The sequence below is a fragment of the Aurantivibrio plasticivorans genome (genome assembly GCF_055392955.1).
Genome location: NZ_AP036020.1, coordinates 183,055 through 207,756, shown reverse-complemented (window position 1 = coordinate 207,756; position 24,702 = coordinate 183,055). Strand labels below are relative to the sequence as shown.

The window sequence follows — 24,702 nt, the reverse complement described above, 5'->3', positions numbered from 1 at the left end:
GCATTCAAAAATAACAGCGGCATAATACTGATAAGTGTTCAAATAGATCGGACACAGACCCGCGATGGATTAGAACAAACGTCCGCCGTTATCTTTTTCATCCTCTTGAATGGTTAATTCATCCGCCGCATGAGATAAGTATTCGGCATCGGTTTCTGAAGCAAGCTTAATCATCAAACGTAGGTCGTTTGGTGAATCCGCATACGCTAAGGCGTCTTCATAAGTGATTTCGCCACGATCATACAATTCATACAATGCCTGATCGAACGTTTGCATGCCCAGGTCGGTAGATTTTTTCATTAATTCTTTCAGTTCATGCACTTGGCCTTTACGAATCATATCTTGCGCCAAAGGCGTATTGAGCATGACTTCAAGGCAAGCACGACGACCATTGCCATCGGGTGTCGGAATTAATTGTTGCGCAACAATTGCTTTCAAGTTGAGCGACAAGTCCATCCACAATTGCGAGTGACGATCCGCTGGGAAGAAGTGAATAATACGGTCCAATGCCTGGTTAGCATTGTTGGCGTGAAGGGTACACAAACACAAGTGACCTGTTTCCGCGAACGCAATGGCGTGATCCATAGTTTCTCGAGAGCGAACCTCACCAATCAAAATAACATCAGGTGCCTGACGCAGAGTATTTTTAAGAGCCATCTCAAATGATTCAGTATCAATACCTACTTCGCGCTGCGTGACAATGCAGCCTTGATGCTGATGGATAAATTCAATCGGGTCTTCGATAGAAATAATATGGCCCTTTGAATTACGATTTCGGTGTCCCAACATTGCGGCAAGCGATGTCGATTTACCGGTACCGGTTGCACCCACGAAAATAATCAAGCCGCGCTTGGTCATCGCCAGCTCTTTAATAATTTCCGGCAAACCCAGTTCATCAATTTTGGGGATATTGGTTTCAATTCGGCGCAAAACCATACCTGCCAAGTTGCGCTGATAAAACGCACTACAACGAAAACGACCCACACCGCGCGCACTGATCGCAAAGTTTAATTCTTTTGTTTCGACAAACTCCTTACGCTGACGCTCATTCATCACACTTAGTACCGCTTCGCGCGCTTGTTCAGGCGAAAGAGGTGACGTTGTTACAGGCACAACTTTTCCGTGCAGCTTCATCGATGGCGGCACACCCGCGGTAATAAATAAATCTGACGCACCTTTTTCAACCATCAGACTTAGTAAGCGATCAAAATCCATGTTTAAAAAACCCCTGGTTTTTTTGTGGAGTGAAATTTATCCTGATAACTTCCACTCTGAATCAAATTATTTACTTCGCTTTTTCTATACGTGTACAAATCTGCCTCTCTACGGTGCCTCAAAAAGAGTGAGGAAAGTGTGCTGGCAAGGGCCGACAATTGCTCCTACATTACCGGCATACATCCCATCCTAGAAATAAAGCAACACGCGCAGAACCGGAGTGTATATGTAATACATGAGGATTCGAGCATGGAGCTGACGCGGCCAGCGCGCTTTCATCGCACTTCTTGTGCATCTTAGAAGTTGTCGGGCATCTTCGCTTTCTCTCTCGCCACTTCGCGAGTGACTATGCGACGCTCAACTAGATCAGTCAAACACTGATCCATCGTCTGCATACCCAACGAACCGCCGGTCTGAATGGCGGAATACATTTGCGCCACTTTGTCTTCACGAATCAAGTTACGAATCGCTGAGGTACCACGCATAATTTCATGCGCCGCCACACGGCCACCGCCATTCTTTTTCAATAGCGTCTGTGAGATTACCGCCTGTAGCGATTCCGATAGCATCGAACGTACCATAGCTTTTTCATTTGCGGGGAATACGTCAACAACACGGTCAATAGTTTTAGCGGCGGAAGTGGTATGCAGCGTGCCAAACACCAAGTGGCCAGTTTCTGCCGCAGTTAACGCAAGGCGGATGGTTTCCAGATCACGCATCTCACCCACCAGAATAATATCGGGATCTTCACGCAATGCTGAACGCAATGCCTCGGCAAAACCATGAGTATCACGATGCACTTCGCGCTGGTTTACCAGGCACTTTTTACTTTCATGAACGAATTCAATCGGATCTTCAATGGTCAGAATATGCTCGTATTTGTTGTCGTTGATGTAGTCCATCATCGCCGCAAGCGTCGTGGACTTACCCGACCCCGTTGGCCCTGTCACCAACACGAGACCACGAGGTACTGCACAGATGTCGCGAAATACGTTACCCATGCCAAGTTCTTCCATGGTTAACACCTTGGAAGGAATAGTACGGAAAACCGCACCCGCACCGCGATTATGGTTAAATGCATTGACGCGGAAGCGCGCTACGCCCGGCACTTCAAAAGAGAAATCTGTTTCGAGAAATTCTTCGTAATCCTTACGTTGCTTGTCATTCATAATCTCGTAGATCAGACTATGAACCTGTTTGTGCTCCATTGGAGGCAGGTTGATTCGACGCACGTCACCGTCAACGCGGATCATAGGCGGCAAGCCAGCAGACAAATGAAGGTCAGAAGCGCCCTGTTTTGCGCTGAACGCCAGGAGTTCCGTAATATCCATACAACTACCTTAGTCGATTAGCTGGTAAAATGTTTGCAGTTCAATCAGTTAGATCGGGAAATGAAGGTTGTAACTCAATCAGGTTAACCTCTACAAGTATATGCATAACTTGCACGACAAACTAATCAAAGTCCGCGACCGAGTGCACGAGGCGACAAAATGTGCACGACGAGACCCAGAAGGCGTACAAATTATAGCCGTCAGCAAAAAGCAACCCGCTGAGAAACTACGCGAAGTCTACGAAGCGGGGCAGCGGCAGTTCGGCGAAAGTTACCTGCAAGAAGCCCTGGAAAAACAGCTCGCTTTAGCCGACCTAGATATTGAATGGCACTTTATCGGCCCCATTCAAAGCAATAAGACGCAGTCCATCGCGCAGCATTTTAATTGGGTGCATAGCGTTGACCGAGAAAAAATCGCACGACGCCTGAATGATCAACGGCCGAGTGAACTGCCACCACTCAATGTCTGTCTACAGGTAAACATTGACAACGAAGCCAGCAAAAGCGGTATAACACCCGATCAATTGATCGACCTAGCGGAGCGTATAGTCGATTTGCCGCACCTTCGCTTACGGGGGCTGATGGCCATTCCCGCACCGCGAGAAGACTACCAGGAACAACTCACAGCACTAATGAAGGTGCGAGATCAATTTGCCCGCCTTCAGCAACAACTCGCCAGCCCCCATATCGATACATTATCGATGGGAATGTCAGGCGATTTAGAAGCGGCTATTGCGGCGGGCGCCACGATGGTGAGGGTCGGCACGGATATATTTGGAGCGAGAGAAAATCCATTGCCAGCCAAAGGCAACTAACCAAAGGCAACTAACCAAAGCCACTTAACTGGTTAACGGTAAACACATAATTCGATAATCTTTGGAGCAGTACATGAGTAACCCAGCAATCACCTTTATTGGTGGCGGCAATATGGCCAGCAGCATCATTGGCGGACTCGTCGCAGAGGGCTATGACGCAAAAGCAATCACGGTTAGCGACCCTGTGCGAGAAAACTTAGAACAGCTAAATCGCGATTTCGGCGTGCATGTCACCAGCGATAACCAACAAGCCGTAGCCAATGCAGCGGCGGTAGTCCTGGCCGTTAAACCCCAAGTCATGAAAACAGTCTGCTCGGATCTGAGCGATGCCCTGCAGCAACCACTCATTATTTCCATTGCCGCAGGTATTACGGCTGGGCACCTCCAGCAATGGCTGGGAGGTCATTTACCGATCGTGCGTTGCATGCCCAACACCCCGGCGCTCGTCCAACTTGGCGCCAGCGGTCTCTACGCGAATGAGCAATGCGAAGACAACGATAAGCAATTAGCAGAACGTGTGCTGAGCGCCGTCGGTATCGTTGAATGGCTCGACAGCGAAACATTGATAGACGCAGTGACAGCCATATCTGGCAGTGGCCCCGCGTACTTCTTCCTGATGATGGAGGCGATGATTGCCGCCGGTGTGAAGCAAGGCCTACCCCAAGAAACGGCCAGCCGCCTTGCGATACAAACCTGCCTTGGGGCAGGCAAACTGGCTAGCGAAAGCGATGTTGAGCCAGCCGAATTACGCCGCCGAGTATCATCCCCTGGTGGTACGACATTGAAAGCGCTTGAGTCGTTCGAACATGACGACTTCCACGCGGTAGTTGAACGCGCCATGGCCGCCTGCGCCGCTCGCGCTGAAGAAATGGCCAACGAATTATCTTAAAGGAGACTCTGAATGGGCACATTAGCTCAAATAGGCTTATTGATTATTGGCTCTCTAGGTTCGCTATACCTTGCCATCATCCTACTACGATTTATGCTGCAACTAGCTCGGGCTGATTTTTACAACCCGGTCTCACAGTTTATCGTCAAAGCAACCAACCCCTTACTCATTCCGCTTCGCAAAGTCATCCCAGGCCTCTTTGGCATCGATATCGCATCGATAGTCCTTGCTTTGGCCTTCCACTTCGTGGTGATTTTGATTTTAGGATTGGTAGTCGGTTTTGGCATTGTGCCTATTGGCAACGCCATTATTTGGAGCTTCTTAGGCACCATTTCCATGGTGCTGTACCTCTATTTCTTCGGCATGATAGTCATGATTATCGCCAGCTGGGTTGCTCCTATGAGCTACAACCCTTTCTTGATGCTGATCCGGCAAATCGTCGACCCTATTACCGCTCCGTTTCGCAAGATTATCCCGGCAATGGGTGGCATCGACATCACACCCATTTTTGCATTTCTCGCGATTCAGGTGTGCCGCATTATCGTCAATGACTTAGCAACCAGTGCACGCTTGATTCCCAGCATCGTGCTTGGCTTTCAGTAATGCCGTGATTAGTAAAAACGCTGACGGCTCACTCACGCTGCGTTGCATCCTGCAGCCCAACGCAGCCAAAGACGAAGTTGTCGGCGAATACAACGGGCTTCTCAAAATACGCATCAGCAGCCCGCCGGTCGATGGCAAAGCGAACACCCAGCTCATTAAATTCTTAAGTAAGGCTTTTGGCGTACCCAAAAGCCACGTATCGCTCCTGAAAGGCCATACCAGTCGTCAGAAAACTGTATCGATTGTCGCCCCTCAACAGTTACCACCGATAGTCTCCGAGCTAATCAAATCGTGATCAGTGGCGCATATTGACGACAGAACCCGCCGAATAGCCCGCCCCCAATGGAAACCACGCAAACTAATCTATTTTTCAACGAGTTAGATGAAAAAAGTCATTTAACACATCACTTCCCACGACGCTTAAATTCGGTTTTAATTAGTAGGGGCTAATTTCACAACCAATTTCAACAATCGATGTTAGCAAGCTGCTGACACCTGATTAAGGGCACCTGATGGATGTAAGATCGCTATATCGCCAAATGGCGAGCTACGATCGCTGGAAGACCGAGCTGCAACAGCACCTCAAGTCGTTTCAGTCGTGGTTTAGCGAGCACCGCATTCGCTCCACTGAGGCCCATCACTGCCTCGAACACGCCCTATCTCTGCTTGAAGACAATTATTTTACGCTCGCATGTGTGGGTGAGTTCTCTCGAGGTAAAACCGAGCTCATCAATGCGCTGCTGTATTCTGAGTACAATCAACGCATCCTACCGTCTCGCCCTGGCCGCACCACCATGTGCCCGACGGAAATCTATTATGACGGCGAGTCAGAACGCTGTTGCGTGCGATTACTTCCTATCGAGACTCGCCGCACCAACACCAGCATGGAGAATTTCCGCAAAATTCCCAAAAAGTGGGTAAGTATTTATTTTGATCCGCGCAACCCGAAACAGCTTGAACATGCCATGTCACAAATCTCGGCGACCAAGTCTGTTACTGAGCGTGAAGCGCGCCGCATGGGTTTTGACAACCGCACCCTGACCCGCGACAGCAAAGACCGTAACATGGTGGAAATCCCCGCCTGGCGCCACGCACTGATCAATCTCGATCACCCTTTGCTGCGCCAAGGGCTGCATCTTATAGATACGCCCGGACTCAACGCCCTGGGTAATGAGCCCGAACTAACACTCAACACCTTACCCAAAGCTAACGCTGTCATATTCCTGCTATCTGCTGATGCCGGTGTTAGCGCCAGTGACATGGCAATCTGGAATGAGCACATCGAAGTATTGCGGGAAAACCAAGGCATGTCGGTTCTGGTGCTACTGAACAAGATCGATACCTTGTGGCATGACCTTTACGAACCAGACGAAGTCGCCAAAGCCATCCGCTCTGTGCGAGAGGTTACGGCACGACAATTAAAATTACCCATCGAGCATGTCGTCCCAATTTCGGCAAAAGAAGGCCTTTTAGCTAAAGCACACAATGATCGCCCAAGACTCTTGCGAAGCAGCTTATTAAAAATGGAAATGCTGCTGGCCGAACGCATCGTCGACAATCAACGCCACATTACCAACCACCGCGCAATCGCCGACGTGATGGCCATCGCCAACAACACCTATAGCGTATTACAGCGTCGGACAGAAGAATGTCGTCGAGAACTAGCACTATTAGAATCCAGCACCAGTGCTGAAGCACAGATTCAAAACTTAGCGAAGTTGCGACACAACATTAAAGTTGCTCACACCGGCTATCATAAACAAGCGCTCGCATTGCGTTCTAGTCAGCGTTTGCTTGACCGGCAGAGAACCGCACTGATGGCGCCTGTCAGCCCTGTCTTATTAGAACAATTAGTCGCAACGACCACTGATAAGCTCAACAAAAGCTGGACAACCGTTGGCTTATCGAAATGTATCGCCGACTTTTTCGATATTCTTGAAAAAAATATCGACAATATGATTCGCGAAGCACAGCACGCAAACAAAGTTTTAGCCGGCATTTACGATCGCCCCGAAAACGCCGATGCAGGGAAAGGCGCTTTAGACAGGCATTTATTTTCAGTTAAACCTTACCGAAAATATCTAGAGCAGCTTAAATACCAAGCCAACAAATTTCGTTTATCTCTCGATACGTTATTCGCCAGCAAAAGCCGGGTCATCGAACGCTTTGTACAGTCATTGGTGACTGAAGTACGCACGCTATACAAACACCTGGAAGAAGATGTCGATCACTGGGTTGCTGAGGCCTTAACGCCGCTAACACACCACAACCTGTATCAGAAGCAATTGCTTGAACGCCATATGATGCGCCTAGCTAATTTAAGCAATGAAGATCGCGGCATCGACATGCAGCTTAAAGAATTACGCGTTAATGTTAAAATTCAGGAGCAAGCACTGATCAACTTGGGCGAAATTCTGGAAAATCTAAACATCTCAACGCCTGAGGGTGCACCCACGCAGGACAATGTCATTAGTATCAATTCGGCGCGGCGCAGTGTCATCAACGGCTAACGCATTACCAGAACTGCCTCCGGTCAGCTTTCACCTTAAACACTATTTACGAAAACCCTCATGAAATTCTTTTTGTCAGCATTATGCTTATTAGCCTTCTCCAGTTTTAGCCACGCACAAGACGAGTATAAAACTGCCGTCCAAACAGGGCAGGGAACTCTGGATATTCATCACAGTGTATTTAGTAGCACATCGCTTACCCCTAAGATCGCCGAGCGGTATCAACTCGTCAGGGGTAAAGACTACGTTTTAGTGAACATTGCCGTCGTGCCGCAAAGTACGCCAGGCCAAGGTATTCCAGCCAAGGTTACGGGTAAAGCAACTAATTTGATGCAACAAATGAAGTCGCTCGACTTCAAAGAGATTGAAGAACCCGGCACCGTCTACTACATCGCAGAATTACGTGTCACCGAAGAAGAACATTTTCATTTTGATATTGATGTAGCCTTACCAGGCGAAAGCTCGATCAATATAAAATTCACTAAAAAAATGTACGTTAATGAATAACACCCAACGACTCTCGATGATAGTGATTGCCAGCAATAACACTGGGAAGCTAAAAGAATTCAAACGCATCCTAGCCGACCTACCTTTCTCTTTAAAAACACAGGCCGATTATTCTGTCTCATCCGCTGATGAGACTGGATTATCCTTTGTGGAAAACGCCATACTCAAAGCGCGCCACGCAAGCCGAGAAACACAGCTGCCTGCCCTCGCTGATGACTCTGGATTATCGGTTGACGCCTTGCAAGGCGCCCCAGGAATATACTCCGCGCGATACGCTGGTACACAGGGTGATGACGCCGCAAACAACGCACGCCTACTAGACAACTTAAAAAGTGTTCCCGATGAACTGCGTACTGCCCGCTTTCATTGTGCGCTCGCCTACGTTCGCTACCCAGAAGACCCGTGCCCGATTATTTGCCAAGCCTCATGGGAAGGTAGAATCTTGAAAAAAGCGCAGGGAGAAAACGGTTTTGGCTATGATCCGTTATTTTTTGTAGCGGAAAAAAATTGTAGCTCAGCTGAGTTACCGCCTGAAGTGAAGAACAAAATCAGTCATCGCGGGCAAGCCATGGCAAAGCTATTAATTGAACTTAAACAAAGCATTTTCTAAGCCAATTTTAACGGCAATCTAAGCAAGATAGTCGATTATTTTTCGCGCGTGCAACAGTCTCACTTGGCAACTCATTGAATAATTTTGCATACGCTCGACTGAAATGCCCCATGTGCGTTAGACCATGTCGACGTGCAATTTCAGCGATGCTGCCTTGCGTCCTATCCCCTCCAATAAGCTCCGCTTGAATAACACTTAAACGTATACTATTCATATATTCTTTCGGGCTAATATTGAGATAGATCTCAAATACTTTTTCCAGTGCTCGTCTTGTCGTATGGAGAGAGTCTGCGACATCCGAAACCTTTAGCTGGCAGTTGTTCCCCTCACCGATCAACCCCAGCGCCTTGTCCAAAAGCCTCACCTTAGAATTCGACCGGACCTGCTCCACCTGACCATTTCGCAGCAAAAAACCAATAATATGGAATATGTCACTGCGTATCTCTCCAAACACACTATCTGATTTATTGTGAGACCCACTGAAGCTACTGGCATGAAGTGACCTATCACATACTCGCTTCGCAACGTCATAGAAGCCCTCTGTAAACAATTCAATACGGTTCTCCGTTAACAGAAAAGCTTGCAAGACGGCATGTAAATCTGGAGCGAGGTGCTTTGACAGACTAGAGACTTTAACAAGCAAGACATAGTGCATCGTATTCGCTTTAGTAATCACTTCCCATTCTGACAAACCAGCCTGAATAGAAACGTGCCCCATGCCGGAGTAGTTACCTTTGGAGTAACAGCAGTGGTCACTAGGGTGAAGTGTGAAGCAAACGTATCCGCTATTAAACACACCTTTTTGATAGATTAACTGATTAGTCGTCCTACGTATGATGCTTAAGTCAGGGTGCAAAATCGCATCACTTTTTCCTACAAAGGGCCCACTACTTAACTGCATGGTATTGATAGAGTGCGGTAGCGCTTTAAGCCCGTATTGATCAATAGAATTAGCGATACAAGAGAAAAAGCGCTGTTCATGCAGCTTTTCTTGAGAGTCAGTTGTGGCCATAAAGTTACTACAGAAAAGAATTTCTAGCCTGCACTGATGTGGAAAGCGTGGTCTTAATCCCAAAAGCGGTTTTTTACAAAAATATTACAGGTGTTTGTCCACGCACATTTTTTACTTAACTAACCTCCCTCTCGCGAAACAGTAAAATTCCTTTTTATTTTGTTAGGACATGTAAACGTATGCAAAACCCTTCGTCAGTAATTATACAAGCTTCACTAGGTGAGAAATAAAAAGAACCAAACCATCAACATCACGCAGCGAGAAACTGCTGAGTTAAAAGCAGCGCTTATCTTACACCTAATAACAATAATAAAAACAGGGTCAATATCCCTTATGCGAACGAAAGATAAATTCTCTGTCCCAAATGCGTCCAAATAAAAGATCATCCAAGATTTTATTAGTTCGCATGCTTAACTAATAGGTATATGGAATTTATTCATTGAAGAATTAGGCATGAAAAAGGAAGTCCGGCGCACAGACTCTCAGCACGAAACGCAATTCGCTATGCGATCAGCATATCAACTTGGTGTGATTGCACGTTTATCTAGAGAAATAATCTGCTGCCAGGAATTAGAGTCTATTGAAGCGGTTATTTATGGCGCTGCTCGGCGTTTTCAGCTATCGGGCTGTTTTCGAGCAGCGGTAGCAGAAGAACAGATAAGCATCCAGTTCGGGAAAGGTATAAGTCGTCAAGATTTATGCAGCTTAGCAAAGCTCTCAGGTCGCGGTACAAAACTCTCTACCCATGAAGGCTATATCATCTTCCAAACCAAGCACTTGCTCCTTGTTTTATTGAGATCCGACTTTAGTGAAGATGAAATCGACTCGCTCAAAGACAACCTGGCAGTGTTGATTGATACTATTCACTATTGGCTCGACAACTATGCACGACTCAAAATAAAAGATACTCAATCTCGAGACGCAAGATTGGCGATCGCGCAAAAAATGAATGATATCGTCAATACCATGGTGCGTTTTAGCGAACACTTGAGTAATAGCCATAGTGCGCTGTGCGGGGATCTGTCATCCAAACTATTGGTAGAGCTGTCTACATTGGGACTCGAGGCAGACCAAGAAGAGGACATCATCGAGCTGGTCAATAGCACCAACGAGAAACACGGCTACTTAATTGATATGCAAGTTAAACACAATGCCGACATGCGCTCGATAATGGCCGAAGCGGTTAGCTTACTGCTTCAGGACCATACACCCGCAGAAAAACAAACCACCATACAGGACTACGATGCAGACGTTACCTTGTTTTGATAAGCCCTGCTACTGTACCGGATGCAATACGGTAGCGCTCCTTATTTCAGATTCATTCTCCGAGCGCGTTAAGATTAAAAATGCGCTTTTTGAGTACCCTTGCTGCATTATTGAAAGCTCTTGGGAAAACGCCCTGTCGCAAGCAACTCAATTACAACGTGTAAACTTTATTATTGCTGACTGCACCATAGAAGCACATGAATTTTGGCTGCACATTGAATCCATTCAAAGTCACTTCGAAAATACTCGACTCAATGCACTCATTATTACCGAAACTCACCAAGAAGCACTTTATTTGGGCCGCATTGTGAACGGAACGCGAATAACCCTATTAAAACCAATCAACCAGGTTACGTTAAAGCAAGCAGCACAGCTCGCAATCTGTAAAGCGGCTGAATAATTACAACACGCTTATAGAAAGCCTTCCGTTAGGTTACTTTAGATGTTTTACCAAATAGTTAATTCTCGGAAAGTGCACCACGACTTCGCCTGCTCTTTCATCCGTACGCGCAATTGCGACTTTATGTTCATCAGCATAACGCAGTGTGCCAAGAACTGGGTCAAAACCATAGTCTGCTGGCATCACAGAGACTTGATCCCCAATTGCGAAGCCTTCTAGCATACAGGTTGCCGATAACGAATTGGGCTCGCTCTGACGTGCAACCTGTATTGCGGCTTCACTTGTTAGCACACTGCTCTCACCTTCCCCAAACGCATTCAGCCGCTCCATCCATCGATTGACGTTAGCATAGGGCTTCAATGTCTCGTTAACGATAGGCTTCGTTTGCAAAAACCAAAGCGGATGATAAACAGATGCATCAGCAATGGTTAGGTAATCGCCTAATAAAAAGGGACGGTCATCGCTAAGCTGCTCATTAATCTGGTCAAGCGCCTGCTCTATAAACACCTTGGCTTCCGACGCAGGAATTCGTCGGCGAGGTGCATCCTTATTGAGGGCAGAACGATCTTCAGCAAATGCAGCCATAGCTTTTTCATTGCCACCAAACATCGCAATTAAAATATCCTTTTGAAACACCAAACCCACAGCATTTTGGAACAACTGAGTATCACCCCATTGCGACATGGCGTTCACCGTCGCGAGTTGGTCAGAGGGATATACATCAACTTCAGGCGAGAGTGCGTTTATAACCTTCGCAATTAATACGGTATCACAAAAGATGTCCGCACCTTTTTGCAGTACCGGCGTTCGACGATAACCACCCGTCAGCGCGACCAGGTCTGGCTTTGGCATCACCCGAGGGATTTCCACACTCTTCCAGTTTAGATTTTTCATTCCAAAAATGAGTCGGATTTTTTTAGCAAATGGTGATGCGTCGTAGTGATGGAGAATTACGTCTGTCATTGTTTGGCATCCTTATTAGGCTATGCAACGCGCTAATCGATGGAAAAGTTCCACAGTACATCGAAAGCGCTGCTTTCGCCGCTGGTCATCTCAACAAATATATTTTTAGTTAAGCGGTAGTTTAATGTTAATGAATTTACCGCCTCGAAGACACCAATACCATAACTTACTTTGAGGTCGGATGTCAGGTACCCACTAACACCAACTTGGGGTCCACTTTCATTGCTCATTGTCGTGACTCGTATGTCTTCAATACCCAGTAATTGACTCGCGCGATGCGTCAAATCGCTCCCCAATTCAGACTCTAACGCCAGTGACAGCGCTGCTTCGGCGGCAGCCACCGTAGGGTCCAGATCCACGCTTTCATTGGGAGGACCACCCGTCAACAAGTAACTAATTTGTTCTTGCTGCGACATCGTCGGATTGGAGAAGAGCGATATATTGGGTTCCGTCGCTGGCCCAGTCGCGCGCAACCCTACCTCAACCTCATTACTGACTTGGTCACGTACCGCAACCAGTCGCAACTGCGGATTATCAATGGCATTGACAAAGACTAAGTCGCCTTCGCGAATTAATAAGTTTTGACCGTATTTTTTAAAGCGGCCTTTTTCTAAACGAATAGTGCCAGTTGCCCGTAATGGCTCGTTGCTAGCTTGTTCAATAGCTAACGCTCCCGCCACACCCGTGTCGAGGCCAAAACCCTTGAAACGAACGTCGTCTCCTAAGGTGACATTTAGATCACTATGTACTTTCTGCCCCATGGCTTTCTCGCTACCCTCAACGATAGCATCAGCAGATTCTTTCACTGCCTGTTCTGGCAATGAACGGATTTCCACCCTCGCCCAGGGAATAAAAATATCGCCCGTTAAGTACACTTCCTCCGGAGAGGCTTCCAATGTGATATCTGGGCTAACCCGCAACTCGATTCTCGGCTCAGGAGTAAACTCTAAGTTTTTCGCTTGTAGACTCAGCTTTGCGGCCCAGTTATTTTGCTCCCATTTGAATGCCCCTAATACTTCGCCCGGTTTATTAAGGCTTTCAAACTCGCCCTTTAGTCGCGCGTCATTATTGTTAACAGCAATATTCACCTGTATTGATTCTATTGGCACTGGAATGATGGATGAACGAACGAGGCCTTGGTTGATATCAACCTCGCCATTTAACACGGGAAAGTCCAACGGGCCTGTTAGCGTCAATGAAGCATCTAGCACTCCATCTAATTGATCGGACGACGACTTCATCAACAGAGGCGATAAGCTCTTTAGCTGTAATGAATCGACCACCAACTCACCTTCAATGTTTGATTTCTCTAGTTGGAGGTGTCCGCGTACAGCGCCATCAGATTTTGTTATCAGCTCCCAACTGACGAGCGGGCTTAGATCACTAATTTCCGCACTCGCTCGCATCGTCTCCACCGGTAAATGTACGGCATGAGATGCATTGTTTAAATCGATGGTGAAATCAGTTGCTAAAATATCGCCATGAATCGCCTGCTGACTAATAACCTGCTCTCCACTAAGCACAAAAGACCAGTGACCGCGAGCTGACACACTCTCCGGAAGCAGTGGCTCTATCCATGCAAAAGGCAAATGATCGCCAGTGATATTTAAGTCTGGAATGTCACCATTCACATACCGCAGGTATTCATTACTACAAACCTTTGAGCGCTGAACACTAGCGATGGCCGCCGCTTCGCTATCCTGGTTACTCATCCCACTTTGCTCATTTAAGCAAAAAGATGAGAGGCTAACTTTGCTATCCTCGAACTGCCAATCGATATCGATAGGCGCGTCCAACCCCCATATTTTTTCTCCATTCAGCTGAAACCCAATAGCCATCTGGTCACATAATCCAATCCATCGCTGGTAGCCCTCCGTCAGCACATCGAGATTAAATCCACCTCGGCAGTCTAGATTTACCGTTTTATCGCTATGATTATCCAATCCGCGCAAATACAAACCCACGTCTTGCTGTTCGAGCGTCCCACGCATCGAGGTCTGAACTTGGCTGCCCATACCATTTGGCAACCGGAACTCCTCGATAGACAAGCGGACGTTATTGTTCCTCTCACTTCGATGCTGCCAATCCATCTGGATAGTCGATTGTAAAGCGTAAAATTCCTGCCACTGGAGCCGTTCGGAATTCAACTGTGATGACAATCTCCAAGCAGCTAGAGGACCACTGATTTTCCAATCACCATTGAGATCACCACTTAAGTCCGCTGATAAAAGGGTAAGATCGCTTAACGCCACATCACCTTCAAATAGAAGAGCTTTCTCGCCCAACTTTCCTTGCGCATTGAGTGTATTGCCGCTCCCAATATTAATTGCAAAAGCTTCGAGAATAAGTTCGTTTTGTTGCCATAGAACGTGCGCACTGCTGCGCAACGGCTCTCCTAGATAGTCAGCCTTTATATTATTCAACGCAATATCTGCATCAATAGCAGCACCGTCAATGGAGATATCCCATCTTCCTTCACCCTCTATAGCATTGATTTCCACACCTTTTATGGGCGCTATAAGCGGTGTCGTTGATGGGTCTAAACTAAGCCCATTTAACTGCAATAGACCTTCGCTTCGAATACGCTCAGACCACTTTATCTCGCCTTGCACACGTGCAACTGCATCACGCCACTGCCAATTAAACGACGAAACCTCTAATGTTTTTTCATGTAGTTTAAAATTTCCATCAAACGTGTGCTCATCCGGTAGGAGCCCACTATCTAATGTCGCTGTCAAGGTTGAAGTCAATTGCTGTAGGTTTCCTCCGACACTTATGGAGGCAGCATTTAAGCTCAGTTTATCTTTAGGTAGTTTTATACCGGCCGGTTTAGCTAAAAAAATCTCACCAGACACCGGGAGATTTGGTGCTAATAGTGCAACTGACAGGTTTGCACCTAATGACAGGGCATCTTGTACCAAGTGAATATCAAACGATTTGCGAAGTGATTCGCGTGTTGCTTCGGCGACTGCATCGATACTGACTTGGCTTAAATCGCCATCGAGCCTAGCGGCAACATGAGTCTGCCATTGCACATCATCGCACTCAGCGGCCAAGTCTAAGGGATAGTTTCCTTTCAAAAATATCGAGCCAGCAATACCCCACCGACAAAACCTATCTTCTCCTGCCATCTCATATAACCGGATACGCTCACCTTCCCATTGACCGGTTAGAGAGACTCTATGCATGTTATATAATGGCGATTTTTTATCGTTAAGCAAAAATGTATTTAAATACAACGCATCAATTTCTAGCGCGACAGGTATGGATATATGAGGTAAAAGCAGATCACGTGTGCTCCTAGTCTGATCTGAATCAGAATAAATATGGATATTGAGAGTGTCGATTGATGCACTTTTAACACAGAGTGCAAAACGAAATAAACAGCTAGGAGTTAGAGTAAAAGTAGCATTCTCTCCTTCTACACTTGCGCTATCGGTATTGTAATAGAAACTAAAACTCAGCCCTTCACTCAAGTTTCCATCGACTGCTGAAAATTGAATTTCAGGTATTGCTTGTTCTACTTTTGAAAACACAAAGCTTGCGAAGCTATTGGAACGAAATAATCCTAACAGAACGAAATAAAGGACTATCGCCAGCGACAGGAGAGCCAAGACTAGCCAGCGACCAAAACGAAATAATACTCTAAGTTTCGAGAATGCCGTCATGTAGAATTACAACACCGTACCAAAATAGAAATGGACGCGGTAATCACTATCCTCTTGATTAGTTGGGGTCGCGACGTCCAACGCTAAAGCGCCAACCGGGGTCTTCCAACGAACACCCACTCCAGCTCCGCCATAAAAATTATCAGCTTTGTTTAACTCCCCGACCCAAGCGTCTTGCTGCGCAATGGTAGGTACGAATTCGCCTTGGTTATCAAAGCGCACTCTACCGGTGTCATAGAACAACGCAATTTTCCAGTTCTCAAAGATTTTGTATTGATATTCCAAACCCCCTACTATCAGTTCATTGCCGCCAATCGCATTCCCATCGGGATCTACAGGCGCAATACTTTCATACCGATAGCCACGAATCGTTTGATCACCACCTGTGAAGTACCGAATCGATGGTGGTACCAGCAAAAAATCGTCTGCATCAATGAAACCCAAGTCCAAACGGCTTACTAAAGAATGTTTCCCAAATAACCGATAAGTAACGCCGCCTGATAAATTCAGTTCGTAAAAATTGGTATCTGATCCTAATGACTCCACGCTCGCACCAAAATTTAGCGCCATTCGAAAAGCTAAATCAGGATCCGCAGCAATACCTTTGAGATAACGTTTCGAAATATTTACACCCGGCATCACGTAGGTAAATGAATCTTGCTCTTGTTCACTCAGTTGGGACGTTTCATTTTTATATTCAACGAGATAGCTATATTGCCAGCCGCTGTCCGTCGCACGATTATAACTTGCACCCACGACGGTTTCGCTACTCTCAAGCTCTGTAGTCACCTTATGCTTCCACCCAGAATCTAGGCTGATGTAGCTTTTTTGAGGGTGTGGCCACGGAATTTGGTATCCAAATGTTATATCTTGCTCAACCTCAGAGGCGCGTAACTGCGTGAGCAAAGAATCACCGCGATAATTAAGTTTTGGCGTCAGCCACTTAAATCTAAATCTCAAACCGTTGTCATTGGTTGTTAAACCTAGTCCAGTTGAGAACTGGAAGCGCGGCTGCTCTGTCATTTCGATATGCAAGGTAATCTGATCGGGCGGCTGTCGCTCAACATTGATAGCGACATGTTCGAAATAGCCACTACTTAATAACCGATTGTAGATTTCACCAATGCTATTGACGCTGTACCAATCCCCTGGCTCCACTTCGATAATACGTCGAAGGAGTTCATCCTCGACCGTCGTCTCACTAAAATTTATTTCCACAATTCTGTGGCGAAACCCCGCTTCAAGGCTCAAATTAACATCGGCGTGATGAGACTCTGCATCAATTCGCAATTCGCTCGTCGTATAATGCGCATTAAAATACCCGCTATCGATCGCAAGAGTGAGCAATTGGGTTTTGAACGCTTCGTATTCCTGATGATTGATACGCTTACCCGGCGTAAATGGTTGGCTATTTATTAACGTTTGCAAACGGTTGTCGTGGGTGTGTGATGGGTGTCGCACCGAGACATTAGCTTTGCGCCAAACCGTTGGCTCACCCAACACAATCTGGATGAGTAAGTCTTTCTGCAGAGCATACTGGATGCTCGGGTCGTAGTATCCGATCGCCCGCAAAGCCTGCTTCACGCGAGGATCAAACGTTTGCTTCAGACTTTCGATATCTTCGCTAGGAAGGCTATCCCAGTTCGCCAAATACAGTTGGATATTGCGTTTGGCATCTCCGGGATCATTTTCAATGACAACATCAAACTGCGCCCAAACCTGTATCGGTAGAAGCAGCCACATTAAAAATCCGCCGCTAAACCTAATCCAAAGTCGATTTTTAAAATGCATGGGTGCAGTCTGTTGAGTTTGTCTGTACAAAAGGATTTATCAGATATTCATTTGGCTAGAGGTTGATGGTCGCTGCGCTATTGTGTCATACGCGCTATAATATGCGCTACGCAACATTTAACACTGGTGCATTTTGTCAAACCCCCGCTCGCTAGTTTTACCTCCTCTTAGCCTTTACGTTCACATCCCTTGGTGCGTCCGCAAATGCCCCTACTGCGACTTCAATTCGCACCAAAAGAACGAAGCATTACCCGAAACAGAATATGTTCGGAAGTTGCTGGATGATCTACAGCAGGACTCACGCTGGGCGCAGGGCCGACATTTACAAAGTCTATTTTTCGGTGGCGGCACACCAAGCCTATTTAGCCCTCAAGCCATTAGCCAAATCATCGAGGGTGTGGATCGTATCATCGGCATCACAGAGGCCGCCGAGATTACGCTTGAGGCGAACCCAGGCACAGTCGAGCAAGCGCGATTCGTCGGCTATCGTTCCGCCGGGGTAAACCGGCTTTCTATCGGCATCCAGAGCTTCCAGCCACGCCAGCTCGAAAAACTCGGGCGAATCCATTCATCGGACGAAGCAGTCAAGGCCATTCATAATGCGAGCATTGCAGGCTTCGACAATGTGAATATCGATTTGATGCACGGACTCCCTCAGCAGTCGCTAGAGCAAGCCATAGACGACCTTAAACAAGCGATTGATCTTCAGCCAACGCACCTATCCTGGTACCAATTAACCATTGAGCCCAACACCGCCTTCTATAGCCAACCACCTGCCATGCCCGGCGAGGACCTGGCCGCCGATATTGAACAAGCGGGCTGGGAGTACTTAGCCAGTCACGGCTACCAGCAATACGAGGTTTCAGCGTTTTCGCTGCTTGAACAACAGTCTCGGCATAACCTAAATTACTGGCAATTCGGCGACTACCTTGGCATCGGCGCAGGGGCACATGGAAAGATTACCGCGCCAGACCAAGGACAAGTATTACGCACGCAAAAAACCCGGTTACCTGAGCACTACCTCGACCATATCCCCGTCGACAAGTGGCGGGCCGTCGATGCGCAACAATTAACACTCGAGTTTATGATGAACGCGCTGCGCCTCAATCAAGGTGTCGAGCTAGACTCTTACACACTGAGAACAGGCTTGGAGCTGGCCAATATTCAGCCTGAGCTGGAGTGGTTGGAAGAAAACGGTCTTCTACAGCTAACTGGTGGCCAAATGGCCACAACCCCGCTTGGACAGCGCTTTTTAAACGATGTGATTGCTCGCTTTATGCCAGAGGAGTAGACAATTTCCTCGCTAATCCAAGCTCTATGAAAAAAATTCGCGCCTAAGCGTTGATAAATTGGCCAACTATCCCCATAACTGCTTGTAACCCCTATACTGGGTGCTTATCATTCCATCGCCGCAGCAAACGCTGCCCGCGTAAAAATTAACCTCCCCCGACTTTTGGAGACTAAACACTATGAGCGACGCCATTGTAAATGTGACTGATTCGAGCTTTGAGGGTGATGTTCTGAGTGCCGCAGAGCCCGTATTGGTAGATTTCTGGGCGGCTTGGTGTGGTCCTTGTAAGATGATTGCCCCGATCCTAGAAGAGCTTGCTGGTGAATATCAGGGCCGAGTCAAAGTATGCAAAATGGATGTAGATGCCAACAAAGAAACACCCGCTAAATACAACATTCGCGGAATTCCTACGCTAATGCTTTTCAAAGGCGGCAACATGGAAGCAATGAAAGTTGGTGCATTGTCTAAGGCTCAGCTGACTGAATTTGTAGAAGGCAGCCTCTAAGCTAACCCCCGTTTAGAGACCTCCAGCCGCCAATTAGTAATCTGGCGGCTGAAAACTTTGCTTCCCCAAGTTTTTGTCGCTATACTTCCTAGCAGTTCTCGCAACAACTCCCAGCGGTAACCCATTTCCAATTCTTCGATTCCCTAACCTTTTCTCTTGAGCCTAACCCGGCCACCTAGCGATCGAAGTCATAGTTGGTAAATTCCCCCTCCGCTGCGACCCTAATTGGGATGTTGCTACCATGATTGCAATCGCGACACATAAAAACGCGTCGCAACAATGTTTGCAAAGGAGCGCCACAGCGCCCAAAGAATTTTTACGGTTTGCTCAAATCCTGCATCAACGCTTCACCTTGTATTTTGAGAAACGCAGGTTACTGATGTGTTGGACGATCAGCATAATGCCAAACGAGTATTAGCCAAGTATTAAACAACCAACACACCATTAATAGTTAACGCATTCAGTTAGGCAAAACAAATGCCTATCTGATGGAGTTTCAATTAAACATACTTTTATTTATTTTTTGATATTTTTTGAGTTGTTACGCGGGAAAAATAGTCTATTACTCCTATAATAATTAACACTATTCACTACCGCACTCCGTCGCTTACCACTTTCTAACCGTTAAGCGATCTCAGTAACGATTCATTTCATTAACCCCCAACAACAGCCCCCCACATATATTTATGAATCTAACAGACCTAAAAACCAAACCCATTGAAGAGCTCATTGATATCGCCAAACAAATGGGTCTAGAAAACCTCGCTCGATCACGAAAGCAAGACGTCATCTTCAACATCCTTAAACGACACGCGAAAAGCGGTGAAGATATTTACGGTGATGGCGTGCTAGAAATTCTTCAAGATGGCTTTGGGTTTCTAAGGTCTGCTGACAGCTCATACCTCGCCGGCCCGGATGACATTTACGTATCCCCCAGCCAAATACGGCGCTTCAACCTCCGCACCGGAGACTTTATCGCTGGAAAAATTCGTCCCCCGAAGGAAGGTGAGCGTTACTTTGCATTATTGAAAGTGGCGGAAATCAACTACGACAAGCCAGAAAACTCCCGCAATAAAATTCTATTTGAAAACCTTACCCCCCTGTTTCCAGACCAACGCTTGGTGCTTGAAGCAGGCAACGGCTCTACAGAAGATCTTACCGGTCGCATCATTGACTTAGTATCGCCGATTGGTAAAGGGCAGCGCGGGCTCATTGTTGCGCCACCCAAAGCCGGTAAAACCATCATGATGCAGCACATCGCACAGTCCATCATACGTAACAATCCAGAATGTCACATGATTGTGCTTTTGATTGATGAGCGCCCTGAAGAAGTGACAGAAATGCAACGTTCCGTGCGCGGAGAGGTTGTTGCTTCAACATTCGATGAACCACCAACTCGCCACGTGCAAGTGGCAGAAATGGTCATCGAGAAAGCGAAGCGCTTGGTAGAGCATAAAAAAGATGTGGTAATTCTTCTCGATTCCATCACCCGTTTAGCTCGTGCATACAACACCATTGTTCCTTCATCCGGTAAAGTATTGACCGGTGGTGTCGACGCTCATGCACTGGAGCGCCCGAAACGCTTCTTCGGTGCCGCTCGTAACATTGAAGAAGGTGGCAGCCTATCGATTATCGCTACCGCATTGATCGACACCGGTTCAAAAATGGACGAAGTGATTTACGAGGAATTTAAAGGAACGGGCAACTTAGAATTACATCTCGATAGAAAAATTGCTGAGAAGCGTATTTATCCAGCCATTAATATCCGTCGCTCCGGCACTCGCCGTGAAGACCTACTCATGAAAGAAGATGAGCTACAACGCGTTTGGATTCTTCGCAAATTACTGAACGACATGGAAGACGTTGCCGCTACAGAGTTTTTGGCTGGTAAATTAAAAGACTTCAAAACCAACGATGAATTTTTCCTTTCCATGAAACGAAAGTAAAAGCGGTCTTAGCTATTATTCTATTTTCAACACTGGGTTTTGCAGCGAACTGATGAAATATAAAGACCTCCGTGATTTCATCGACCAACTTGAAAAAGCTGGCGAATTAAAAAGAATTTCCGTAGAGGTCGACCCCTACCTTGAAATGACAGAGATTTGCGACCGCACACTTAAAATGGGCGGTCCGGCTCTACTGTTTGAAAATCCCAAGGGTTCAACCATCCCCGTCCTTGCCAACCTCTTCGGCACGGAAAAACGTGTTGCGCTGGGGATGGGCCAACAAGACGCTAGCGCACTGTCCGAAGTAGGCGAATTATTAGCATTTCTCAAAGAACCCGACCCACCCAAGGGCTTAAAAGACGCTTGGGAAAAACTACCCATCTTTAAACAAGTCTTAAACATGGGCCCGAAGGTCGTCAGCAAAGCCCCCTGTCAGCGCGAAGTGCTACGAGACGATGAGGTGGACCTTACTAATCTACCTATTCAGACCTGTTGGCCAGGTGATGCAGGACCATTGATCACATGGCCATTGGTCATTACCAAAGGACCCCACAAAGAGCGCCAAAACCTCGGCATTTATCGCATGCAATTGATCGGCAGAAACCGCTTAATCATGCGCTGGCTAAGCCACCGCGGTGGTGCTCTGGACTTTCACGAGTGGCAAAAAGCACATCCAGGCGAACCCTTTCCGGTATCCGTTGCACTCGGCGCCGACCCCGCGACGATACTGGGAGCCGTCACGCCTGTGCCAGACACGCTATCTGAATACGCATTTGCGGGGCTTCTGAGAGGTGACAAAACGGAGGTCACCCAAAGTCTACTAAGCGACTTGCAAGTGCCTGCCAGCGCCGAGTTTATTTTAGAAGGCGTGATCGAGCCTAATGATATGGCTGATGAAGGGCCGTTTGGCGATCACACGGGTTACTACAATGAAGTAGAACGCTTCCCTGTATTTACCGTAAAAGCGATTACACATCGAAAAGAGCCGATTTACCACAGCACCTACACTGGCCGACCACCCGACGAGCCTGCAGTATTAGGTGTTGCGCTCAACGAAGTCTTGGTACCCATACTAAAAAAACAATTCCCGGAAATTGTTGATTTTTATCTTCCGCCGGAAGGTTGCTCATACCGAATGGCTGTAGTTACCATGAAGAAACAGTACCCCGGTCACGCCAAGCGCGTCATGATGGGGGTCTGGTCTTTCCTACGGCAATTTATGTACACCAAGTTCGTCATTGTCACAGATGACGATGTTAACGCGCGTAACTGGCAAGATGTTATCTGGGCAGTCACGACCCGAATGGATCCTGCACGCGATACCACCATAATTGAAAATACTCCCATCGATTATCTCGACTTCGCCTCTCCCGTAGCTGGCCTGGGTTCCAAAATGGGCATGGATGCAACAAACAAGTGGCCCGGTGAAACCTCCCGCGAATGGGGAAACCCAATCGCCATGGATTCCGACGTCTGCGAGCGGGTCGATGATCTTTGGAATTCATTGGGGATCGACTCCCTCATATCCCGATAGCGAAATCTTTTTCTTTAAACTTTCGATCGCTCCATATCTTGATATCTGAGCTACGCTTAATAAGTGCGGCTGGTTACTCGAGATATATTCATGGGATCAATTCTACGAAAGCTATTGATTAGGCAACGAATTTGGGCGCTAGTTTTGCTCAGCATGCTAGGTCTTGCCTTACTTGCGACGATTGCTATCCAGCAAGCACAAAATCAATTTATGGAGATGAAACAAGAGCAGTACGTGAAGCTTACGGACACAGCGAAACAACTGATCAATTTTTATTATCAAGCTGCCGAGCTAGGGGAGCTAGACAATGTCCAAGCACGTAAACTGGCCAAAGAAGCGGTTAAAAGTCTAGCTTTAGATAATCGCAACTATTTTTATATTTATAATCGCACGCACGGTTTAATGGTTGCACACCCTTTCATTGCTGCAGTCTACTCCGATGACACCCCCGAACAAATTGCCGCGTCAGTTAAATACGATCGAGAAGCCATGGCGACGTTTGGTGAAACCTTGGGATTAGGACGGCCTGCACTGTCTGGCTTCGATGTATTTAAAAAAACCCATAGCGACAACTACACCGGTTTTTTTGAATACTACCTTTACTTAACTGAAGAAAAGCAAGGCGTTGTCCAAGAGCCCGATGACCCCAACCTATCTGAACAAGCGGAACTCAAAATGGGGTATGGCACACTATACGAACCTTGGGACTGGGTTATCTTCACGTCGGTTTATCTAGACGACGTGAAAGAAAGCTTTTATTCCTGGCTAATCAACATGGTGACCGTCTCTGCGGTCATCATAATAGCTCTTTTTTTATTTGCTTTCGCAATATCGCGCTCTATCACAAAACCGCTACATGCTACCGTCGAACTCATGTCCGACATCTCCAGTGGCACCGGCGACCTTACGAAGCGTTTGGATCCAACCGGTAGTGATGAATTGAGTCAGCTCGCAGGGACATTCAATATTTTTGTTGAAAAAATTTCGACCATAGTTCAGCACGTTACGTCAGCCAATGAAAATATAATGCGTTTATCGCAACAAATGACGACCGTCATGCAATCAACCGTAGGACGTTCAGAAAGCCAGCTCTCTGAAACCGAACTATTAGCTAGTGCATCAAACGAGCTTTCTTATTCGGTAAAAAGTGTCGCCGAACGCGCCAATGAATCGTCAGAAGCTGCCCAGTCAACTGAGCAGTCAACGAGCCAAGCTCAAAACTCCATGGCAAAGAATATTCACTCGATTCAACAGTTGGCGGATGCTCTACTAAATACTCAAAGCCAAGTTACTAGCATGGAAACTTTCAGCAATAAAGTATCGTCGGTATTAGAAGTGATTGTCGGCATTGCAGAACAAACGAACCTCCTTGCCCTCAATGCTGCTATTGAAGCAGCTCGAGCGGGTGAGCAAGGTCGAGGGTTTGCCGTAGTCGCCGATGAAGTTAGAACTCTGGCTCAGCGAACGCAGAGTTCTACCGCTGAAATCCATAGCATTATTGAAAACCTTCAATCAGGCACTGAAAATGTCGTGCGAGCTATGAAAGATGGCCTAGACCACTCAGAGATATGCGTAAAAACTGCTACTGAAGCCAGCGACGTATTACAACAGGTAATTGAGTACGTATCGAAAATCACACAAATGAATATACAAATTGCCAGTGCAGTAGATGAACAATCCAAGGTGACACTGGAAATTGCTCAGAGTAGCCAGACTATCGCAAACACGTCGAAAGAAACACTAGATGCTGCCAATAGCAATATGCAGTCAAGTCACGAGTTAAATAATGATTCGCGCTCATTAAACGATTTGGTTGCTCAATTTAAAGTGTAGATTTATTGACGAAT

20 protein-coding genes are annotated in these 24,702 nt (G+C 46.8%); 14 read left to right on the top strand and 6 right to left on the bottom strand.

The annotated features are described in order from the left end of the window. Positions 1 to 69 precede the first annotated feature (69 nt). Together ACZ5NB_RS00925 and ACZ5NB_RS00920 are read right to left on the bottom strand one after the other, a co-directional pair. Complete coding sequence (locus ACZ5NB_RS00925) at positions 70 to 1,215, bottom strand: PilT/PilU family type 4a pilus ATPase (RefSeq protein ID WP_460230964.1); 1,146 nt, start codon at positions 1,213 to 1,215, stop codon at positions 70 to 72. 296 nt (positions 1,216 to 1,511) lie between these two features. After that, complete coding sequence (locus ACZ5NB_RS00920) at positions 1,512 to 2,546, bottom strand: type IV pilus twitching motility protein PilT (protein ID WP_460230963.1); 1,035 nt, start codon at positions 2,544 to 2,546, stop codon at positions 1,512 to 1,514. 100 nt (positions 2,547 to 2,646) lie between these two features. Here ACZ5NB_RS00920 and ACZ5NB_RS00915 point away from each other — a divergent pair, with 100 nt between their 5' ends. From ACZ5NB_RS00915 to rdgB, 7 genes are all read left to right on the top strand, one after another. Then, positions 2,647 to 3,360: a YggS family pyridoxal phosphate-dependent enzyme gene (locus tag ACZ5NB_RS00915; RefSeq protein ID WP_460230962.1), complete on the top strand. Its 714-nt coding sequence runs from the start codon at positions 2,647 to 2,649 to the stop codon at positions 3,358 to 3,360. Between the two features lie 73 nt (positions 3,361 to 3,433). Further along, entirely contained in the window at positions 3,434 to 4,249 is an 816-nt protein-coding gene (gene proC / locus ACZ5NB_RS00910; protein WP_460230960.1) for a pyrroline-5-carboxylate reductase, read from the top strand. Between the two features lie 12 nt (positions 4,250 to 4,261). Next, positions 4,262 to 4,852, top strand: coding sequence for a YggT family protein (locus ACZ5NB_RS00905; protein ID WP_460230958.1), 591 nt, complete (start codon positions 4,262 to 4,264; stop codon positions 4,850 to 4,852). A 4-nt stretch (positions 4,853 to 4,856) separates the two neighbouring features. Next, positions 4,857 to 5,147: a DUF167 family protein gene (locus tag ACZ5NB_RS00900; RefSeq protein WP_460230957.1), complete on the top strand. Its 291-nt coding sequence runs from the start codon at positions 4,857 to 4,859 to the stop codon at positions 5,145 to 5,147. A 217-nt stretch (positions 5,148 to 5,364) separates the two neighbouring features. Then, on the top strand, positions 5,365 to 7,362 hold the full coding sequence (locus tag ACZ5NB_RS00895) for a dynamin family protein (RefSeq protein WP_460230956.1): 1,998 nt from the start codon (positions 5,365 to 5,367) through the stop codon (positions 7,360 to 7,362). 60 nt (positions 7,363 to 7,422) lie between these two features. Continuing rightward, positions 7,423 to 7,869, top strand: a complete 447-nt coding sequence (locus tag ACZ5NB_RS00890) for a DUF4426 domain-containing protein (protein WP_460230954.1) — start codon at positions 7,423 to 7,425, stop codon at positions 7,867 to 7,869. Beyond that, the gene (gene rdgB / locus ACZ5NB_RS00885) at positions 7,862 to 8,479 is read left to right on the top strand and encodes an RdgB/HAM1 family non-canonical purine NTP pyrophosphatase (protein WP_460230953.1); all 618 of its coding nucleotides are present in this window, start codon (positions 7,862 to 7,864) and stop codon (positions 8,477 to 8,479) included. The genes ACZ5NB_RS00890 and rdgB overlap by 8 nt, the downstream gene beginning before the upstream one ends. Positions 8,480 to 8,486: 7 nt before the next feature. Here rdgB and ACZ5NB_RS00880 read toward each other — a convergent pair whose 3' ends face one another. Further along, a complete protein-coding gene (locus ACZ5NB_RS00880) occupies positions 8,487 to 9,491 on the bottom strand; it encodes a helix-turn-helix transcriptional regulator (protein ID WP_460230951.1) in 1,005 nt (334 codons plus the stop codon). Positions 9,492 to 9,944: 453 nt separating this feature from the next. Here ACZ5NB_RS00880 and ACZ5NB_RS00875 point away from each other — a divergent pair, with 453 nt between their 5' ends. Together ACZ5NB_RS00875 and ACZ5NB_RS00870 are read left to right on the top strand one after the other, a co-directional pair. After that, positions 9,945 to 10,757: a hypothetical protein gene (locus ACZ5NB_RS00875; protein WP_460230949.1), complete on the top strand. Its 813-nt coding sequence runs from the start codon at positions 9,945 to 9,947 to the stop codon at positions 10,755 to 10,757. Further along, on the top strand, positions 10,735 to 11,157 hold the full coding sequence (locus tag ACZ5NB_RS00870; protein WP_460230948.1) for a hypothetical protein: 423 nt from the start codon (positions 10,735 to 10,737) through the stop codon (positions 11,155 to 11,157). Before ACZ5NB_RS00875 ends, ACZ5NB_RS00870 begins: the two co-directional genes overlap by 23 nt. Before the next feature lie 33 nt (positions 11,158 to 11,190). Here ACZ5NB_RS00870 and ACZ5NB_RS00865 read toward each other — a convergent pair whose 3' ends face one another. Genes ACZ5NB_RS00865 through ACZ5NB_RS00855 form a run of 3 tightly spaced genes read right to left on the bottom strand, consistent with a single transcriptional unit; the run spans position 11,191 to position 17,531 of the window. After that, positions 11,191 to 12,120 (bottom strand): glutathione S-transferase family protein, encoded by a 930-nt coding sequence (locus tag ACZ5NB_RS00865; RefSeq protein WP_460230946.1) that lies wholly within the window; start codon positions 12,118 to 12,120, stop codon positions 11,191 to 11,193. Positions 12,121 to 12,152: 32 nt separating this feature from the next. Next, positions 12,153 to 15,788, bottom strand: a complete 3,636-nt coding sequence (locus ACZ5NB_RS00860) for a translocation/assembly module TamB domain-containing protein (RefSeq protein WP_460230944.1) — start codon at positions 15,786 to 15,788, stop codon at positions 12,153 to 12,155. A gap of 6 nt (positions 15,789 to 15,794) precedes the next feature. Continuing rightward, positions 15,795 to 17,531 carry an autotransporter assembly complex protein TamA gene (locus ACZ5NB_RS00855; RefSeq protein ID WP_460230943.1) on the bottom strand — a complete coding sequence of 579 codons (1,737 nt, stop codon included), beginning with the start codon at positions 17,529 to 17,531 and terminating at the stop codon, positions 15,795 to 15,797. Positions 17,532 to 17,712: 181 nt separating this feature from the next. Between ACZ5NB_RS00855 and hemW the strand changes: the two genes are divergently transcribed. The 5 genes from hemW (at position 17,713) to ACZ5NB_RS00830 (ending at position 24,688) form a co-directional block, all read left to right on the top strand. Beyond that, complete coding sequence (gene hemW / locus ACZ5NB_RS00850; protein WP_460230942.1) at positions 17,713 to 18,870, top strand: radical SAM family heme chaperone HemW; 1,158 nt, start codon at positions 17,713 to 17,715, stop codon at positions 18,868 to 18,870. Positions 18,871 to 19,048: 178 nt separating this feature from the next. Then, positions 19,049 to 19,375: a thioredoxin TrxA gene (trxA, locus tag ACZ5NB_RS00845; RefSeq protein WP_460230941.1), complete on the top strand. Its 327-nt coding sequence runs from the start codon at positions 19,049 to 19,051 to the stop codon at positions 19,373 to 19,375. A 686-nt stretch (positions 19,376 to 20,061) separates the two neighbouring features. Further along, positions 20,062 to 21,321, top strand: a complete 1,260-nt coding sequence (gene rho, locus ACZ5NB_RS00840; protein WP_460230939.1) for a transcription termination factor Rho — start codon at positions 20,062 to 20,064, stop codon at positions 21,319 to 21,321. A gap of 52 nt (positions 21,322 to 21,373) precedes the next feature. Further along, positions 21,374 to 22,855, top strand: a complete 1,482-nt coding sequence (gene ubiD, locus ACZ5NB_RS00835; protein WP_460230937.1) for a 4-hydroxy-3-polyprenylbenzoate decarboxylase — start codon at positions 21,374 to 21,376, stop codon at positions 22,853 to 22,855. A gap of 90 nt (positions 22,856 to 22,945) precedes the next feature. Further along, positions 22,946 to 24,688 (top strand): methyl-accepting chemotaxis protein, encoded by a 1,743-nt coding sequence (locus ACZ5NB_RS00830; RefSeq protein ID WP_460230936.1) that lies wholly within the window; start codon positions 22,946 to 22,948, stop codon positions 24,686 to 24,688. Positions 24,689 to 24,702: the final 14 nt, after the last annotated feature.

Coding starts and splice junctions, on each gene's coding strand:
- ACZ5NB_RS00890 (WP_460230954.1), top strand. CDS start 7,423: ATGAAATTCTTTTTGTCAGCATTATGCTTATTAGCCTTCTCCAGTTTT.
- ubiD (WP_460230937.1), top strand. CDS start 21,374: ATGAAATATAAAGACCTCCGTGATTTCATCGACCAACTTGAAAAAGCT.
- proC (WP_460230960.1), top strand. CDS start 3,434: ATGAGTAACCCAGCAATCACCTTTATTGGTGGCGGCAATATGGCCAGC.
- ACZ5NB_RS00870 (WP_460230948.1), top strand. CDS start 10,735: ATGCAGACGTTACCTTGTTTTGATAAGCCCTGCTACTGTACCGGATGC.
- ACZ5NB_RS00920 (WP_460230963.1), bottom strand. CDS start 2,546: ATGGATATTACGGAACTCCTGGCGTTCAGCGCAAAACAGGGCGCTTCT.
- ACZ5NB_RS00875 (WP_460230949.1), top strand. CDS start 9,945: ATGAAAAAGGAAGTCCGGCGCACAGACTCTCAGCACGAAACGCAATTC.
- rdgB (WP_460230953.1), top strand. CDS start 7,862: ATGAATAACACCCAACGACTCTCGATGATAGTGATTGCCAGCAATAAC.
- ACZ5NB_RS00830 (WP_460230936.1), top strand. CDS start 22,946: ATGGGATCAATTCTACGAAAGCTATTGATTAGGCAACGAATTTGGGCG.
- ACZ5NB_RS00895 (WP_460230956.1), top strand. CDS start 5,365: ATGGATGTAAGATCGCTATATCGCCAAATGGCGAGCTACGATCGCTGG.
- ACZ5NB_RS00865 (WP_460230946.1), bottom strand. CDS start 12,120: ATGACAGACGTAATTCTCCATCACTACGACGCATCACCATTTGCTAAA.
- ACZ5NB_RS00915 (WP_460230962.1), top strand. CDS start 2,647: ATGCATAACTTGCACGACAAACTAATCAAAGTCCGCGACCGAGTGCAC.
- ACZ5NB_RS00905 (WP_460230958.1), top strand. CDS start 4,262: ATGGGCACATTAGCTCAAATAGGCTTATTGATTATTGGCTCTCTAGGT.
- rho (WP_460230939.1), top strand. CDS start 20,062: ATGAATCTAACAGACCTAAAAACCAAACCCATTGAAGAGCTCATTGAT.
- ACZ5NB_RS00855 (WP_460230943.1), bottom strand. CDS start 17,531: ATGTGGCTGCTTCTACCGATACAGGTTTGGGCGCAGTTTGATGTTGTC.
- ACZ5NB_RS00860 (WP_460230944.1), bottom strand. CDS start 15,788: ATGACGGCATTCTCGAAACTTAGAGTATTATTTCGTTTTGGTCGCTGG.
- ACZ5NB_RS00880 (WP_460230951.1), bottom strand. CDS start 9,491: ATGGCCACAACTGACTCTCAAGAAAAGCTGCATGAACAGCGCTTTTTC.
- trxA (WP_460230941.1), top strand. CDS start 19,049: ATGAGCGACGCCATTGTAAATGTGACTGATTCGAGCTTTGAGGGTGAT.
- ACZ5NB_RS00925 (WP_460230964.1), bottom strand. CDS start 1,215: ATGGATTTTGATCGCTTACTAAGTCTGATGGTTGAAAAAGGTGCGTCA.